A 13,872-nucleotide genomic window follows, 5' to 3' on the forward strand; every position below is an offset into this window, starting at 1 on the left:
GGCCGGTAGTCAGAAGTTAGGCCTCTGAGGCCGACGTCATTCTTGAAGTCAATCCAAGTCTGACATAAGCTCTTTTAATTCTCAATTCTCAATTTTTAATTAGTTACGTGGGTGGTCGTAGAAGTAGAATTCGGCGTTGGCGCGGTCCAGGTTGGCCCACTGGTCCGTGTTGAACTTGAGGCACACGATGGCGGCCGTGGGCAGCTCGGGCAGCGGGTTGGGCGAGAGCAGGTTCACGAAGTCGGTGAGGGTGTTGTTGTGGCCCACCAGCAGCACCGACGCGGCTGTATCGGGCAGCTGGCGCACCACTTCGAGCAAGTCCGGCACCTCGGCCTGGTAGATGCGGTCTAGTACCTGAATCTGGTCGTGGGGGTAGTCCAGCTCCTTGGCCACCAGCGAGGCCGTGCTCAGGGCGCGCACCGCCGGGGAGCTTACCAGCAGGTCGAGCTTGATTTCGCGCTTGGCCAGGGCCTGGCCCATGTGGGGGGCATCTTCGCGGCCGCGGTTGTTGAGGGGCCGCTCCCGGTCGTTCAAATCGTCGAAGTCCCAGCTGGACTTGGCGTGGCGCATCAGGTACAAGGTTTTCATGCTGCAGAGTAGCTAGGTAGGATTCGCTCTTTACTACGCGCCTCCCAAAATGGTTATTAAGAGTTGGCTTCGGCCCGCAAGCTGGGCATTAAAACGAAAAGACCCGCCGGGAGCCGGCGGGTCTTTGCAGCGCAGGCCACCAGCCGGGCGGCCCCGAAGGCCCCACACCGGCTGGCGGCAAGTCGCGCTTTACTGCTTCACGAAGCGCTGGTGCGAAACCTGGTCACCGGTTGAGATGGTGAGCATGTACACGCCCTGCGCCAGCGAGGCAATGTTGAGCTGGCTGCCGTCGAAGCTCACCTGCTTCATTTCGGCTCCGCGCACGTCGTACACTTTCACCGCTACCGGGTTGCCCAGCAGGTCGGCGGGCACCAGCACGTTCAGCACGCTGGTCGCCGGGTTCGGATACACGCTGAAGTCAGCATTGGCACCCGTGCGGGCCACCAGCGCCGTTTTGGCCGTGCCGCCGGTGATGTTGACGGTGTAGTCTTCGGTTTCGCCGTAGCTGTACGAGTTGCAGCTCGTGGTCGCCGAGGCGTCGCTCATCACCACGCGCATGCGGGTGGTGCCGCTCTTAGCCGTGGCAGGCACCGTGAAGCCGAAGCTGCGGGTGGTGGCCACGCTGCTGGCGGCGGCATTCACCACCAGCTCACCGGCGTCGGTGAACAGGCCGTTCTGGTTGTAGTCGATGTACACTTTGAAGTACTCCGAGTAAGCCGTACCGACGAAGCCGGCGCTTACGCTCACCGTCTGGGCAGTACCAGCGCCGATGCTCGGAGCCGCCAAAGCCGTGCCGTTGTAGTAGCCGCCATCAGCGCCCGAGGTGCGGGCCAAAGAGCCCAGGCCCACGTAGTCGATGAATTCGTAGGCTACGCTGCTGCCTTTGCTGGCGCAATACGAAACCGTGGGGGGCGGCGTGGTGCCACCACCCGGAGCGGTGCCGCCCAGCGAGGTGAGCAGCGAAGCGCGGCTGCCGCCGGTGGCGAACAGGGCACTCATGCGGGTGCTCTGGCCGGTCGAGAACATGTACATGCAGGCGTCGTCGGTGTAGTCCATGTAGTTCATGAACATGTCGCCGTTGGTGGTGTTGCCGCAGGTGCGGCGCGGGAAGGCGGGGCAGCCGGCGTTGCTGGTCTGCTGGGTGGGCGTGTCGCTCACCAGGTCGTTGCCGCAGTTAGCATCGCCCCAGATGTGGCGCAGGTTCAGCCAGTGGCCTACTTCGTGCGTGGCCGTGCGGCCCAGGTTGAACGGAGCCGACAGATAGCCGGTGCGCCCGAAGTAGTTCGGTCCGATAACCACGCCGTCGGTGCTGGCCGCGCCGCCGGGAAACTGGGCGTAGCCCAGAATACCGCCGCCGATGTTGCACACCCACAGGTTCAGGTACTGGCTGGCGGGCCAGGCGTTCAGGCCGCCGGTGCTGGTGCTCTTCATAGCATCCGCAGTGCCCCAGGTGGTTTTGGTGCTCGATTTACGCTCGATACCCGTGGTGGCGTTGCCGTTCGGGTCGCGCTTGGCCAGCACGAACTGCAGGCCGGCATCGGCCGCGAGGCCGGCGAAGGCGGCGGGCGTTTTGCTCACATCGGAGTTCAGCTTGCGGAAGTCCTCATTCAGCACCGCAATCTGCGAAGCAATCTGGGCATCCGAAATGTTCTCGTTGGCATTGCTGTAGATGACGTGCACCACCACCGGGATAGTACCCATCAGGGCCGTGCCGCGCCGTGCTGTCGGGTTGGCTTCAAACTGTCGGGTCTGGCCTTCAATAGCCAGCATCCGCTGCGCCAGTGCCGGATCAGCGGCTATCTGCGCCTCCAGGGCTTCCATGGTAGCGCACTGGCGCGTCTGCTGCGCCTGGGCCTGCTCACTAATACCTAAGCCCAGGCAAGCCAGAGCAAATGCGTAAACGTTTTTTTTCATGAGTTTGAAGGTAGGTTTGGTTGTGGAAATGGGAGAACGAAGGGCCAAAGTATTGAATATTTATGGGGCGGCAAACAGTTTTGCTATGAATATTCGTAAAATTTAGGCAAAACATTTTGTCATATAAGCCGTAGTTGCCCCGTTTTTTAGAAATATTGCAATCAACTGGTTTTGCTGTCCGGTCATAAAAAAGCCCGCCGTTTGGCGGGCTTTTCTAAGCAGAAGTTCTTGACTGATCCAGCCGAAACCTATTCTTTCTCGAAGCGCTGACGCATGATCTGCTCGCCGTCCGAGAAGGTCATCTGATACAGCCCTTTGGGCAGCTGAGCCACGTTTACCTGGCCCTGGCCGTTGTAGGTGGCCTGTTCCATCTCGTGGCCGCGCAGGTCGTATACCGTCACGCTCCAGCCTTTGGCCGCCGCCTGGGGCAGCGTCAGGTTCAGCACGTCGTGCGCCGGGTTCGGATACATAGCTACGCTGGTAGTAGTGCCAGCCGAGGCCAGCGCCGTGCGCGGAGCGGTGCCGCCCAGCGAAGTGGCCAGCGAAGCGCGGCTGCCGCCGGCAGCGAACAGAGCGTCCATGCGGCTGCTCTGGCCGGCCGAGAACATATACATGCACGCGTCATAGGTGTAGTCCATGTAGTTCATCGACATGTCGCCCTGGTTGCCGCACGTCACGTGCGGGAAAGCGGGGCAGCCGCCGTTGCTGGTCTGCTGGGTGGGCGTGTCGCTCACCAAGTCGTTGCCGCAGCTGGCATCACCCCAGATGTGGCGCAGGTTCAGCCAGTGGCCCACTTCGTGCGTGGCCGTGCGGCCCTTGTTGTAGTTGGTAGCCGAGCCGCCGGGCACCGACGAATAGAGGCATACAACCCCATCGGTGGCAGCCGCGCCGCCGGGAAACTGCGCGTAGCCCAGCAGGCCGTTGCCCAGGTTACACAGCCATAGGTTCAGGTACTTATCGCGGGGCCAGGCATCGCTGCCACCCTTGCTGGTGTACTTCACAAAGTCGTTGCTGCTGAACGTGCGGGTTTTGGTCGAGCGGCGAACTACGCCCGTGGTAGCCGCGCCGTTCGGGTCACGCTTGGCCAGCACAAACTGCACGTTGGTGCCCGAGGCCACACCGGCAAACAGCGACGGCACGAGGTTGGCATCGGCGTTGGTGCGGGCGTAGTCTTCGTTCAATACCCGAATCTGGGCATCAATCTGGGCCTGCGACACGTTCTGCGCAGCCGTATTGTATACCACATGCACTACTACCGGAATAGTAACCGTGCCGGCGAGGCGGTTGGCGGTAGGGTTAGCCAGCACCTGCGCCGTGTGGCGCTCAATGCCGCGCATCCGCTGGGCGAGGGCCGGATCGGCGGCCAGTTGGGCCTCCAGCACTTCCATAGTGGAGCAGTTGCGGCTAGGCGCGGCGGGCTGGTTGCCGATAGCGGCTAGGCGAGCATCCTGCGCCTGAACAGTGAGAGTGCCCAAACCTAGGCAGGCAAGAGCAACAGCGTAGAAGTTTTTCTTCATGGATTGAGTGGTGGAGGTGAAATAAGAGAACCAATATAAGGATAGTCGATGCAAAGGTTTCATGAAAGACATGATTATGTTGAATTTCTTGCAGTGAATACCCTATATTCATATAAAAAGTACAACAAACGTATTCTTTCTCCTATTTCAGCCTGATAACGATAGGCGGAACTACCAGCCCCGCCGAACGCAAAAAGCCCGCTGCAGGCGCAGCGGGCTTTTTGCGAAATGGTTGGCAGTGGCCTTATTCAGCTTCTTCGCCCACCTGATTGGGGTAGCGCTGCCGGTGCAGGGCCGCTACGTGGCGCGTCAGCAGGGCCCGCAGTTGGTCGATATTCTGGCGCTCCTGGGCCGAAATAAAAATAACCGGGTCGTGCATTTTGGCCATATAGGTGGCCTGCAGCTGGGCCAGCGTGGGCCGGGGCGTTTCGTCCTCGTCGGGGTTCATGCCCTCAAACGTGTGCTTTTTAAGCGCCGCCGAATCCAGCTCGTACTGGTCAATCTTGTTGAAAACCAGTAGCATGGGCTTTTCGGCCGCGCCTATTTCTTTCAGCGTGTCGTTCACCACCGCAATGTGCTCCTCGAAAGCCTCGTGCGAAATATCTACCACGTGCACCAGCAGGTCGGCCTCCCGGATTTCATCCAGCGTGCTCTTGAAGCTCTCGATGAGGCGCGTGGGCAGCTTGCGGATGAATCCGACGGTATCGGAGAGCAGAAACGGCGTGTTTTCGAGCACCACTTTGCGCACCGTAGAGTCGACGGTGGCGAAAAGCTTGTTTTCGGCGAATACCTCGGAGCGGCTTAGCAGGTTCATCAGGGTGCTTTTGCCCACGTTGGTGTAGCCCACCAGCGCCACCCGAATCACGCCGCCGCGCGACTTGCGCTGGGTGGTGCTCTGCTTGTCGAGTTCCTTGAGCCGGTCTTTCAGAAAGTCGATTCGCTCGCGCACTACGCGGCGGTCGGTTTCAATTTCGGTTTCACCCGGTCCGCGCTGGCTCACGCCGCCGCCGCGCTGCTTATCTAAGTGGCTCCACAGACCCGTGAGGCGGGGCAGCAGGTACTGGTACTGCGCCAGCTCGACCTGCGTACGGGCCGTGGCCGACTTAGCCCGGCGGGCAAAAATATCGATGATGAGCAGCGAGCGGTCCACGATTTTGACCTTCAGCTCGGCCTCCAGGTTGCGCAGCTGCGAAGCCGACAGCTCATCATCAAAAATGACCATGCTGGCCTTGGTGTGGTTCACAAAGGCCTTTATTTCGGCCAGCTTGCCCTCCCCCACGAAAGTGCGGATATCAGGCTTGTCGAGGCGCTGAATGAAGCGCTTGGTGACCTCGGCCCCGGCCGTCTGGGCCAGAAACTCCAGCTCGTCGAGGTATTCGCGGGTCTGGGCTTCGGGCTGGCGCTTATCGGGCACGGCCACCAGCACGGCGGTTTCCTGGCCCTGGGTGGTGTCGTAGGTGCCGGTGTTGGGGTCGCGCTTAGGGCCGGCCTGGGCGATGTCGATGGTATGGTGCCGGGTGCTGCTGGTGGCGTTCCAGTTGCCGGTATTGCCTTTTTTTGCCATGGTATGCGGGTTGAGAGAAGTAGGGCGACGGCCTGGGAGCAGGCCCCGTCGCCGGGAGAGAGGCGTTAGCGCAACGTGAGGGAGTAAGCCGCGACCTGCTCGATTTCTGCCGGGGTGAGCTGCGCTTTGAAGGAAGGCATCTGGCCCAGGCCGTTGGTAATCATGTACACGCGGCCGAAGGCATTCAGGTTGCTCTTGGTCAGGTCGTGGGCTCCGTTGAGGCCCTTACGGCCGTCGGTGCCGTGACAAACCGCGCAGCGCTGCGCAAACAGGGCTTTGCCGGCCACTAGGCCCGCGTCGGCGGCCGGCAGCTCGGCCGCCGCCTGGCTACCCGATTCAGCTTCGGGCGAAGTACAGGCCAGACTGCCGGCCAAAGGCAGCAACAGCAAGCCGATCCGGCACCACGCGGCCGGCCTGCGCCGGAGAAAAACACTACGTATCATAGCCCGAAGGTACGGCACGGTGAAATAGTGAAATGGTGAGATAGTGAGATGGTGAGTTTGATGTTCTGACTGCGCCACTTGCGCCAACTGCGCAAACCGAACATCAAACTCACCATCTCACTATCTCACCATTTCACTATTTCACCACTTCACCGCCCCAGGCCCTACCTTTGCGAGCTTATTTTTCCCTTGCCCTATGCGCGTTGCCATTGTCATCAATACTTCCTGGAATATCTGGAATTTTCGCGGCAGCCTGATTAGGGCTTTGCAGGGTGCCGGCCACGAGGTGCTGGCCATTGCCCCACCCGACGATTATTCGGCCCGCCTCGAAACCGAGTTGGGCTGCCGCTTCGTCCCGATTCGGATGGAAAACAAGGGGACCAATCCGGTGAAAGATGCCCTGCTCACGCGCCGCTTCTACGACATCTACCGGCGCGAAAAACCCGATGTGGTGCTGCACTATACCATTAAGCCCAACATCTATGGCACGCTGGCGGCGAAGCTGGCCGGCATTCCGAGTGTGAACAACGTGTCGGGCCTGGGCACGGTGTTCATCATCAAAAACCTGGTGAGCAAAGTGGCTCTGGGACTCTACCGCTTCGCTTTTCGCTTTCCAAAGCGGGTGTTTTTTCAGAACGATGACGACCGGCAGCTGTTCCTCGACCACGGCCTAGTGCGCCCCGAAATCACCGATCTGCTGCCCGGCTCGGGTATCGATACCAACAAGTTTCGGCCGGCCGCCACATTTGTGCGCCACCAGCCCTTCACGTTTCTGATGATTGCGCGGGTGCTGTATGAGAAGGGCGTGGAAGAATATTTCGAGGCCGCCCGCCTCGTGCGCGCGGCCGTGCCCGGCACCCGCGTGCAGCTGCTGGGTGGTATTGATGAGTCGGGCAACATCGGGGTGAAGCGGGCTGTGTTCGAGCAGTGGCTGCAGGCCGGCCACGTGGAGTACCTGGGCACTTCCGATAACGTGGCCGCCCACATTCAGCCCGCCGACTGCATCGTGCTGCCTTCCTACCGCGAAGGCACGCCCAAAACGCTGCTTGAAGCCGCCGCCATGGGCAAGCCCATCGTGACTACCGACGTGCCCGGCTGCCGCGAAACCGTGGTGGACGGCCGCAACGGCCTACTTTGCCAGGTGCGCAACGGCCCTGATCTGGCCGCCAAAATGCTCCAGGTCCTCCGCCTTGATGAGGCCGCGCTGGCCGCCATGGGCCGCTCCGGTCGCCAGCTGGCCGAGCAGAAATTCGACGAGCAAATCGTGCTCAACAAATACCTGCGCGTGGTGGAAGAAGTACTTCCACGTAGCCACTGATTCTCAAAACTAAATTATCTTGCGGGCGTACGGGCGGCTCCTGAGCGGCTCCTTATTTATTACTGAATGGAAATCAAGCAGCATGCCCTTGCGGGCGTTGTGGAGTTCACTCCGCGCATTTTTGGCGACGCTCGTGGCGTTTTCTTTGAATCGTTCAGCGCCCGGATTATGGCTGAGGCCGGAGCCGTAGGCGAATGGGTACAGGATAATCAGTCCAGCTCAGGCGCGGGCGTATTGCGCGGGCTGCACTTTCAGCGGCCACCGTTTGCGCAGGCCAAGCTGGTACGCGTGGCCACCGGACGCGTACGCGACGTGGTGGTAGATGTGCGCCGCTCCTCGGCCACCTATGGCCAGCATGTGAGCGTAGAGCTGGATGCCCAGCGCGGCAACATGCTCTACATCCCGGCCGGCTTTGCCCACGGCTTTCTCGCTTTGGAAGATAATACGCTGTTTCTCTATCGTTGCACCAATTATTACCATCCTGCTTCCGAAGGCGGCTTGCTCTGGAACGACCCCACGCTCAACATCGACTGGGGTGCCACCAACCCCATCGTATCCGACAAGGACCGCATCCTGCCTGGTTTCGATACCTTTGAAACTCCCTTTGACTAACGCATACCCTCTGCGAAACCAAAAAAGCCGCCCATTCCAGGCGGCTTTTTTGGTTTCGCAGAGAGTATCGGCGGTGAACCGCAAATGCGGCCGGGTCTCAGATAAGGCTCAATACCGTTTCCAGCCCCATGCCGCGCGAGCCCTTCACCAGAATCTGGCGGTGGCTGAGCGGCTGGGCTTGCAGCCAAGCGGTCAGCTCAACTTTGGTGGCGAAATAATGCGCGGCGGGGTGGGCGGCGGCGGCGTGGCGCATATCGGAGCCGCAGAGCAGCACGGTGCCGAAGTGCTGCGCGGCCAGCAGCTCGCCCAGCGCCCGGTGTTCGGCGGCGCTTTCCTCGCCCAGCTCAAACATGTCACCCAGAATCACTACTTTCTCGGCGGCCGGCGTGGGGCGGGCCGCAAAGCTGGCCACCGCCGCTGCCATCGAGGATGGGTTGGCGTTGTAGGCATCCAGCACCACCTCGTTGCGGGCGGTGCGCACCAGCTGCGAGCGGTTGTTGGTGGGCGCGTAGCCGGCCAGCGCGGTGGCAATATCGGCGGCTGGCACCTGGAAATAAGCCCCCACGGCAGCCGCTGCCGCCAGATTGAGGAAGTTGTAGCCGCCCGTAATTTGGGCCGCTACCTGCGTGCCATCGAAGAGGCGGAGCATGACCTGGGGCGCGGCACTTAGGAGCTTAGCCGGGTAAGTGTCGGTGGGGTTAGGGTAGGTGACGCGATGCTCTACCTGAGCGGAAAGCCCAGGCAGCAATGGGTCGGCGGTGTTTACGAAAGCCGTGCCCCCTACTTTGGCCAGAAACCGGAACAGCTCGCTTTTGCCTTTGGCAATGCCGGCTACGCCGCCAAAGCCTTCGAGGTGGGCCTTGCCGATGTTGGTAATCAGGCCGTGCGTGGGCTCGGCCAGGTGGCTGAGCAGGGCAATTTCGCCCTGATGATTGGCTCCCATTTCCACGATGGCCATTTCGTGCTCGCCCCGCCGGATGCTGAGCAGCGTGAGCGGCACGCCAATGTGGTTGTTCAGGTTGCCCTGGGTGTACTGCACGCGGTAGCGCTGGCTCAGCACCGCGTAAATCAGCTCCTTAGTGGTGGTTTTGCCGTTGGAGCCGGTGATGCCGATGATGGGAATGATGAGTTGGCGGCGGTGGTAGTTGGCCAGCTGTTGCAGGGCCACCAGCGCATCGGGGGCGTAGGTGTAGCGGGCGGGGTCGGTGGCAGCCAGGGCGGCATCATCTACCACGGCATGGCGGGCACCCTGGGCCAGGGCCTGGGGCGCGAAGTCGCGGCCGCGGAACGTGGGGCCGTTCAGGGCGAAGAACAGCGTATTGTCCTGGGGCTGCCGCGAATCGGTGCTGACGGCCGTGCATTGCTGAAATATCTCGTAGAGGGCCGCTGCTTCTTCCATGCTGTTTGTGCGTAACTTAGGGCTGAGTTATTTACCTGTGAAAAAACGTGTTCCGCCAATGCTGCGTCGTTGTCTTTTCTTATTCGTATTCGGGCTGAGCCTGCCGTGGGCAGCACCCTTCAAAGCAGAGGCTCAGTCGGGCAATCTGTTTGGCTTTGAGCACCGCAATGTGGCAAAAGTAGTGCAAGCCACCGATACGCTGCGCAATGCCTGGGCGGGCGGCCTGAATTCGGCCCAGCTTTCCAGCCTCGACCTGAACGGCGACAATCTGCCCGACCTCTACATCTTCGACCGCCTTTCGCGCCGCTCGCTCACCTACCTGAATGCGCCGGCTCCCGGTGGGGGCCGCCAGTGGCAGTACGCGCCCGACTACGAAGCCCTGTTTCCCGACGGCCTGCAAAACTGGGTGCTGCTGCGCGACTACGACTGCGACAACCGCCCCGACCTGTTCACGGCCAGCCTCGTGCCGGGCAACATTCGGGTATTTCGGAACGTGGCCGGCCCGGGCGGGCGGCCTTCGTTTCAGCTGGCCCAGGCCAACCTGTTTTTCTTCGACCCCAACCCGCCGGCCGGCGACGTGAACATCACCACCGGCGGCTACAACATGCCCGACATCCGGGACGTGAACGGCGACGGCCGGCTCGATATTCTGTGCCACGACTACAGCGGCTCGTTCGATATCCGGCTGTTTCAGAACACCAGCACCGCGTGCGGCGGACTCACGTTTCGGCAAACCGATGACCGCTGGGGCGGCACGCGCACCTGCTTTTCGTCGTGCACGTCGTTTGTGTTTGGCACCGCCCAGTGCCGCTCGCCGCTGCAGATCAACCACACGTCGGGCAACAATATGCTCACGCTCGACCTCGACGGCGACGGCGACCTGGACCTGCTCACCGGCCGCGACTACTGCACCGAGCTGACCAAAATCATCAACCAGGGCACCAACGCGGCCCCGCGCATGACCAGCGCGGGCCTCGACTCCAACTTTCCGGCCAACACCACCCCGGCCCACTTGGCCAATTTCCCGTCCCCGTATTCCCTGGATGTTACCTTCGACGGCTACCCCGACTTGGTGGTGACCCCGAACGTGTTCGACAACCTCGACACCATCGACACCCGCCGCTCGGTGCTACTTTATGAGAATGTGAGCCCCACCAATATTCCCATTTTCGTGTACCGGGGCAACGACTTTTTGCAGCGCGACATGCTCGACGTGAGCGACAAAGCCGCGCCCACCTTCGGCGACCTCGACGGCGACGGCCGGAAGGATATGCTGCTCGGGGGCGTGAGCCGCAACACGCCCAACGGCTTCTACCGGGCCTCGCTGGCGTTTTACCGCAACGTGGGCACGGCCACCAAGCCCGTGTTTAAGTTCCAGGATGCCAACTACCTCGGCCTGGCCGGCCCCGGCCGCTTCTATGCCTCGCTGCGCCCCGCGCTGGTCGATCTGAACCGCGACGGGGCCCTGGACCTGGCTTTTTCCGGCTATTCGGCGGGCAGCTCCTACAATTTTGTGGCCTACGTGCTTAATACCGCTGCTGCCAACCAGCCCGCCGCCTTCAACCTGGCCAGCATTGCCTACATTGACGGCATTCCGAGCCGGCCGCTCGATACGGCCGCCTTTGCCGATATCGACGGCGACGGCAACGTGGATCTGCTGATCGGAACGGATACCAATACGCTGTCCAGCGGCTCGCTGCGCTACTATCGCAACAACGGCACGCAGCCCCTGAGCCAGGCTTTCGTATTGGCTGACAACGATTTCGGGCGCATTCGCAATGGCTCCAACCAGCGCCCGTTTGCTCTCTCGCCCACCGTGGCCGATTTCGACGGCGACGGCACTCTGGATCTGCTCACTATTGATGCAACGGGCACGCTACGGCTGTTTGCAGACCTGCGCGCCCAGAGCGGTATCTTCTCCGACCGCAGCGACCTGCTCCACAACAGCGTACTCAATCAGTATGAAGCTACGGAGCTGGGCAACAAGCTCAGCAACAGCTTCGTGCTGGCCGCCGCCGATGTGAATGCCGATGGGGTGCCGGAAGTATTCGTGGGCACGGAAACCGGCGGAGTGGTGGCCTTCGGGGCCCGCAACAACCGGCTGCTGAGCACGCGCCGCGCTGCCGCACCAGCGCTGGCCCTGAGCATCTACCCCAACCCGGCCACCAGCACCGCCACCATCGAAACGCCCCAGCCCGCCCGCCTCACGCTGCTCGACCTCACCGGCCGCTGCCTGCGCACCGAGGCCGCGCTGGCCCGCACGCACACTCTAAGCCTGCAGGGCCTGGCTGCCGGCATCTACCTCGTCCGCGCCGAAACCGCCACCGGCCAATCCGGCATCCAGCGGCTTATAGTGAGATAGTGAGATGGTGACTTAGCGACTTAGTGACTTTGATGTTCGGCTTGCGCCATTTGCGCAGTTTAAACAGAAAACTCACTAAGTCGCTAAGTCACCATTTCACCAGTTCGCGCAGGTCGAAGGGGTCGGCGTCGTGGAGGGCGGGGAAACGCTCGCGGAAGGCTTCCAGATCGGCGCGGCGCAGGGTGCGGGTGATGCTGGTTTCCTGGTTGCCGACTTCTACCAGGTATTCGCCGCGCATATCCAGCAGGGCCGAGTCGCCGGCGTAGGCGAGGCTGTTGCCGTCAATGCCCACGCAGTTCACGCCCATCGTGTAGGCCAGATTTTCGATGGCGCGGGCCCGCAGCAGCGTAAGCCAGGCCGTGCGGCGCGAGGCGGGCCAGTTGGCCACGTAGAGCAGCAGGTCGTAGGGCTCCTGCACCGGGTTGCGGCTCCAGACCGGAAAGCGCAGATCGTAGCACACCAGCGGGCAGATGCGCCAGCCGCGCCACTCCTCAATCAGGCGCTCGGTGCCGGCGGTGTAAGCTTCGGTTTCGCCCGCCACGCCAAACAGATGGCGCTTGTCGTAGTGCGTGAGCGTGCCATCGGGGCGCACCCAGAGCAGGCGGTTGTAGTAGCGGTCATTCTCTTTGATAATGATGCTGCCCACCAGCACGGCTTGGCGGGCGGCGGCCAGCTGCTGCATCCACTGCACAGTAGGGCCATCCATGGTTTCGGCCAGCGCCGCCGATTCCATGCTGAAGCCGGTGGTGAACATTTCCGGCAGCGCAATCAGATCCGTAGGAATGGAAATCTCATCGATAAGCCGGCCCAGCTCGGTGCGGTTGGCGGGCGGATCCTGCCACTCCAGCGCGGCCTGAACGAAGGAAACGGTTAAATCAGACACTAGCAGCAATAATTGGAAGGTGATGGAGAATTTTCTGAATGTTACTGAAAAAACATGATAACTGAAAATTGAATAATACTATCGGTTAGTGCTGCTACAACGCCGCCAGCCGGGCAGCGGCGGCGGCCAGTGTTTCCTCCTGCTTGGCGAAGCAGAACCGTATCAGCCCCTGGTCGCGCCCATCGTGGTAGAAGGCCGACACGGGCACCACGGCCACGCCCGCCTCGCGGGTGAGGCGGCGGGCGAATGTCACGTCGTCTTCCTGCGAAATCTGGTGGTAGCGGGCCAGCTGAAAGTAAGCGCCCGGCGCGGGCAGCAGCTCGAAGCGGGTAGGGCGAAGCAACTCGACAAACAGGTCGCGCTTGCGCTGATAAAAGGCGGGCAGCGCGGTGTAGAGGCCGGTATCGGGCAGCACATCGGCCAGCGCGTGTTGGGTGGGCGTGCTCACAGCGAAGGTGAGAAACTGATGCACGCGGCGCACCTCGGCCGTGAGCAGGGGCGGGGCAATGCAGTAGCCCACTTTCCAGCCGGTGGCGTGGTAGGTTTTGCCAAACGACGACAGCACGAAGCTGCGCTCGGCCAGCACGGGCTCCTGCAGGGCACTGCGGTGCGGCTGCCCATCAAATACCATGTGCTCATACACTTCGTCGCTGAGCACGAGGGTAGCGGTATTTTCGAGCAGGGCGGCCAGCGTGCGCAGGTCCAGGGCGGTGAGCACCGCGCCGCTGGGGTTGTGGGGCGAGTTGAGCAGCACCAGCCGGGTGCGCGGCGTGAGGGCGGCGGCCACCAGGTCCCAGTCGGGGCGGAAGTCGGGCAGGCGCAGGGGCACGTAGACGGGCACGCCGCCCTGCAGCCGGATGGCCGGGCCGTAGAGGTCATACGCCGGCTCCAGCACCAGCACCTCGTCGCCGGGGCGTACCACGGCGGCCAGCACCGCATACAGCGCCTCGGTGGCCCCGCTGGTCACGGTGATTTCGGTGGCCGGGTCGGGGGGCGTGATGCCGTAGAGCAGCGCCGTTTTCAGGCTGATTTGCTCGCGCAGACGCAGCAGGCCGGGCATGGGCGCGTATTGCTGGTGGCCGGGCGTGGTGGCGTGGCGGGCCAGCGCCTCACTCAGCACCTGCGGCGGGTCGTAGTCGGGAAAGCCCTGCGCCAGATTGATGGCCCCGCACTCTGCTGCCAGCTGCGACATGACGGAGAAGATACTGGTTCCGACATCAGGCAGCTTGGAGACGATGGGAGGAAGCATATGGTGAGATAGTGAAATAGTGA

General features: G+C 62.0%; 11 protein-coding genes. 3 read left to right on the forward strand and 8 right to left on the reverse strand.

Annotated elements, in window-relative coordinates; translation table 11 throughout:
• Window positions 1-99: 99 nt before the first annotated feature.
• From BUB62_RS16220 to BUB62_RS16240, 5 genes are all read right to left on the reverse strand, one after another.
• Window positions 100-588 carry a SixA phosphatase family protein gene (locus tag BUB62_RS16220; RefSeq protein ID WP_073111903.1) on the reverse strand — a complete coding sequence of 163 codons (489 nt, stop codon included), beginning with the start codon at window positions 586-588 and terminating at the stop codon, window positions 100-102.
• Window positions 589-777: 189 nt separating this feature from the next.
• On the reverse strand, window positions 778-2,502 hold the full coding sequence (locus BUB62_RS16225) for a GEVED domain-containing protein (protein ID WP_073111905.1): 1,725 nt from the start codon (window positions 2,500-2,502) through the stop codon (window positions 778-780).
• 248 nt (window positions 2,503-2,750) lie between these two features.
• Complete coding sequence (locus BUB62_RS16230) at window positions 2,751-3,977, reverse strand: M43 family zinc metalloprotease (RefSeq protein ID WP_159437481.1); 1,227 nt, start codon at window positions 3,975-3,977, stop codon at window positions 2,751-2,753.
• A 286-nt stretch (window positions 3,978-4,263) separates the two neighbouring features.
• Window positions 4,264-5,583, reverse strand: a complete 1,320-nt coding sequence (hflX, locus tag BUB62_RS16235) for a GTPase HflX (protein WP_084539136.1) — start codon at window positions 5,581-5,583, stop codon at window positions 4,264-4,266.
• A gap of 65 nt (window positions 5,584-5,648) precedes the next feature.
• Complete coding sequence (locus BUB62_RS16240; RefSeq protein ID WP_073111909.1) at window positions 5,649-5,957, reverse strand: c-type cytochrome; 309 nt, start codon at window positions 5,955-5,957, stop codon at window positions 5,649-5,651.
• 265 nt (window positions 5,958-6,222) lie between these two features.
• On the opposite strand from BUB62_RS16240, the gene BUB62_RS16245 reads away from it, so the two are divergent.
• On the forward strand, window positions 6,223-7,344 hold the full coding sequence (locus BUB62_RS16245) for a glycosyltransferase family 4 protein (RefSeq protein ID WP_073111911.1): 1,122 nt from the start codon (window positions 6,223-6,225) through the stop codon (window positions 7,342-7,344).
• A gap of 66 nt (window positions 7,345-7,410) precedes the next feature.
• Window positions 7,411-7,956 (forward strand): dTDP-4-dehydrorhamnose 3,5-epimerase, encoded by a 546-nt coding sequence (gene rfbC / locus BUB62_RS16250; RefSeq protein WP_073111913.1) that lies wholly within the window; start codon window positions 7,411-7,413, stop codon window positions 7,954-7,956.
• A 97-nt stretch (window positions 7,957-8,053) separates the two neighbouring features.
• Here the strand turns inward: rfbC and BUB62_RS16255 are convergent, their stop codons facing one another.
• Complete coding sequence (locus BUB62_RS16255; protein ID WP_073111915.1) at window positions 8,054-9,355, reverse strand: UDP-N-acetylmuramoyl-tripeptide--D-alanyl-D-alanine ligase; 1,302 nt, start codon at window positions 9,353-9,355, stop codon at window positions 8,054-8,056.
• 58 nt (window positions 9,356-9,413) lie between these two features.
• Here BUB62_RS16255 and BUB62_RS16260 point away from each other — a divergent pair, with 58 nt between their 5' ends.
• Window positions 9,414-11,717, forward strand: a complete 2,304-nt coding sequence (locus BUB62_RS16260) for an FG-GAP-like repeat-containing protein (protein WP_073111917.1) — start codon at window positions 9,414-9,416, stop codon at window positions 11,715-11,717.
• Between the two features lie 88 nt (window positions 11,718-11,805).
• Here BUB62_RS16260 and BUB62_RS16265 read toward each other — a convergent pair whose 3' ends face one another.
• Complete coding sequence (locus BUB62_RS16265; protein ID WP_073112104.1) at window positions 11,806-12,600, reverse strand: amidohydrolase; 795 nt, start codon at window positions 12,598-12,600, stop codon at window positions 11,806-11,808.
• A gap of 94 nt (window positions 12,601-12,694) precedes the next feature.
• Window positions 12,695-13,849 (reverse strand): methionine aminotransferase, encoded by a 1,155-nt coding sequence (locus tag BUB62_RS16270; protein ID WP_073111919.1) that lies wholly within the window; start codon window positions 13,847-13,849, stop codon window positions 12,695-12,697.
• Window positions 13,850-13,872: the final 23 nt, after the last annotated feature.

Origin of the sequence: Hymenobacter daecheongensis DSM 21074 (assembly GCF_900141805.1) — a bacterium.
Lineage (GTDB): Bacteria > Bacteroidota > Bacteroidia > Cytophagales > Hymenobacteraceae > Hymenobacter > Hymenobacter daecheongensis.

What these genes read in the sequence shown, in the direction of transcription:
- BUB62_RS16220 (WP_073111903.1), bottom strand. Translation starts at nt 588, where the DNA reads ATGAAAACCTTGTACCTGATGCGCCACGCCAAGTCCAGCTGGGACTTC.
- BUB62_RS16270 (WP_073111919.1), bottom strand. Translation starts at nt 13,849, where the DNA reads ATGCTTCCTCCCATCGTCTCCAAGCTGCCTGATGTCGGAACCAGTATC.
- BUB62_RS16260 (WP_073111917.1), top strand. Translation starts at nt 9,414, where the DNA reads ATGCTGCGTCGTTGTCTTTTCTTATTCGTATTCGGGCTGAGCCTGCCG.
- hflX (WP_084539136.1), bottom strand. Translation starts at nt 5,583, where the DNA reads ATGGCAAAAAAAGGCAATACCGGCAACTGGAACGCCACCAGCAGCACC.
- BUB62_RS16245 (WP_073111911.1), top strand. Translation starts at nt 6,223, where the DNA reads ATGCGCGTTGCCATTGTCATCAATACTTCCTGGAATATCTGGAATTTT.
- BUB62_RS16225 (WP_073111905.1), bottom strand. Translation starts at nt 2,502, where the DNA reads ATGAAAAAAAACGTTTACGCATTTGCTCTGGCTTGCCTGGGCTTAGGT.
- BUB62_RS16255 (WP_073111915.1), bottom strand. Translation starts at nt 9,355, where the DNA reads ATGGAAGAAGCAGCGGCCCTCTACGAGATATTTCAGCAATGCACGGCC.
- rfbC (WP_073111913.1), top strand. Translation starts at nt 7,411, where the DNA reads ATGGAAATCAAGCAGCATGCCCTTGCGGGCGTTGTGGAGTTCACTCCG.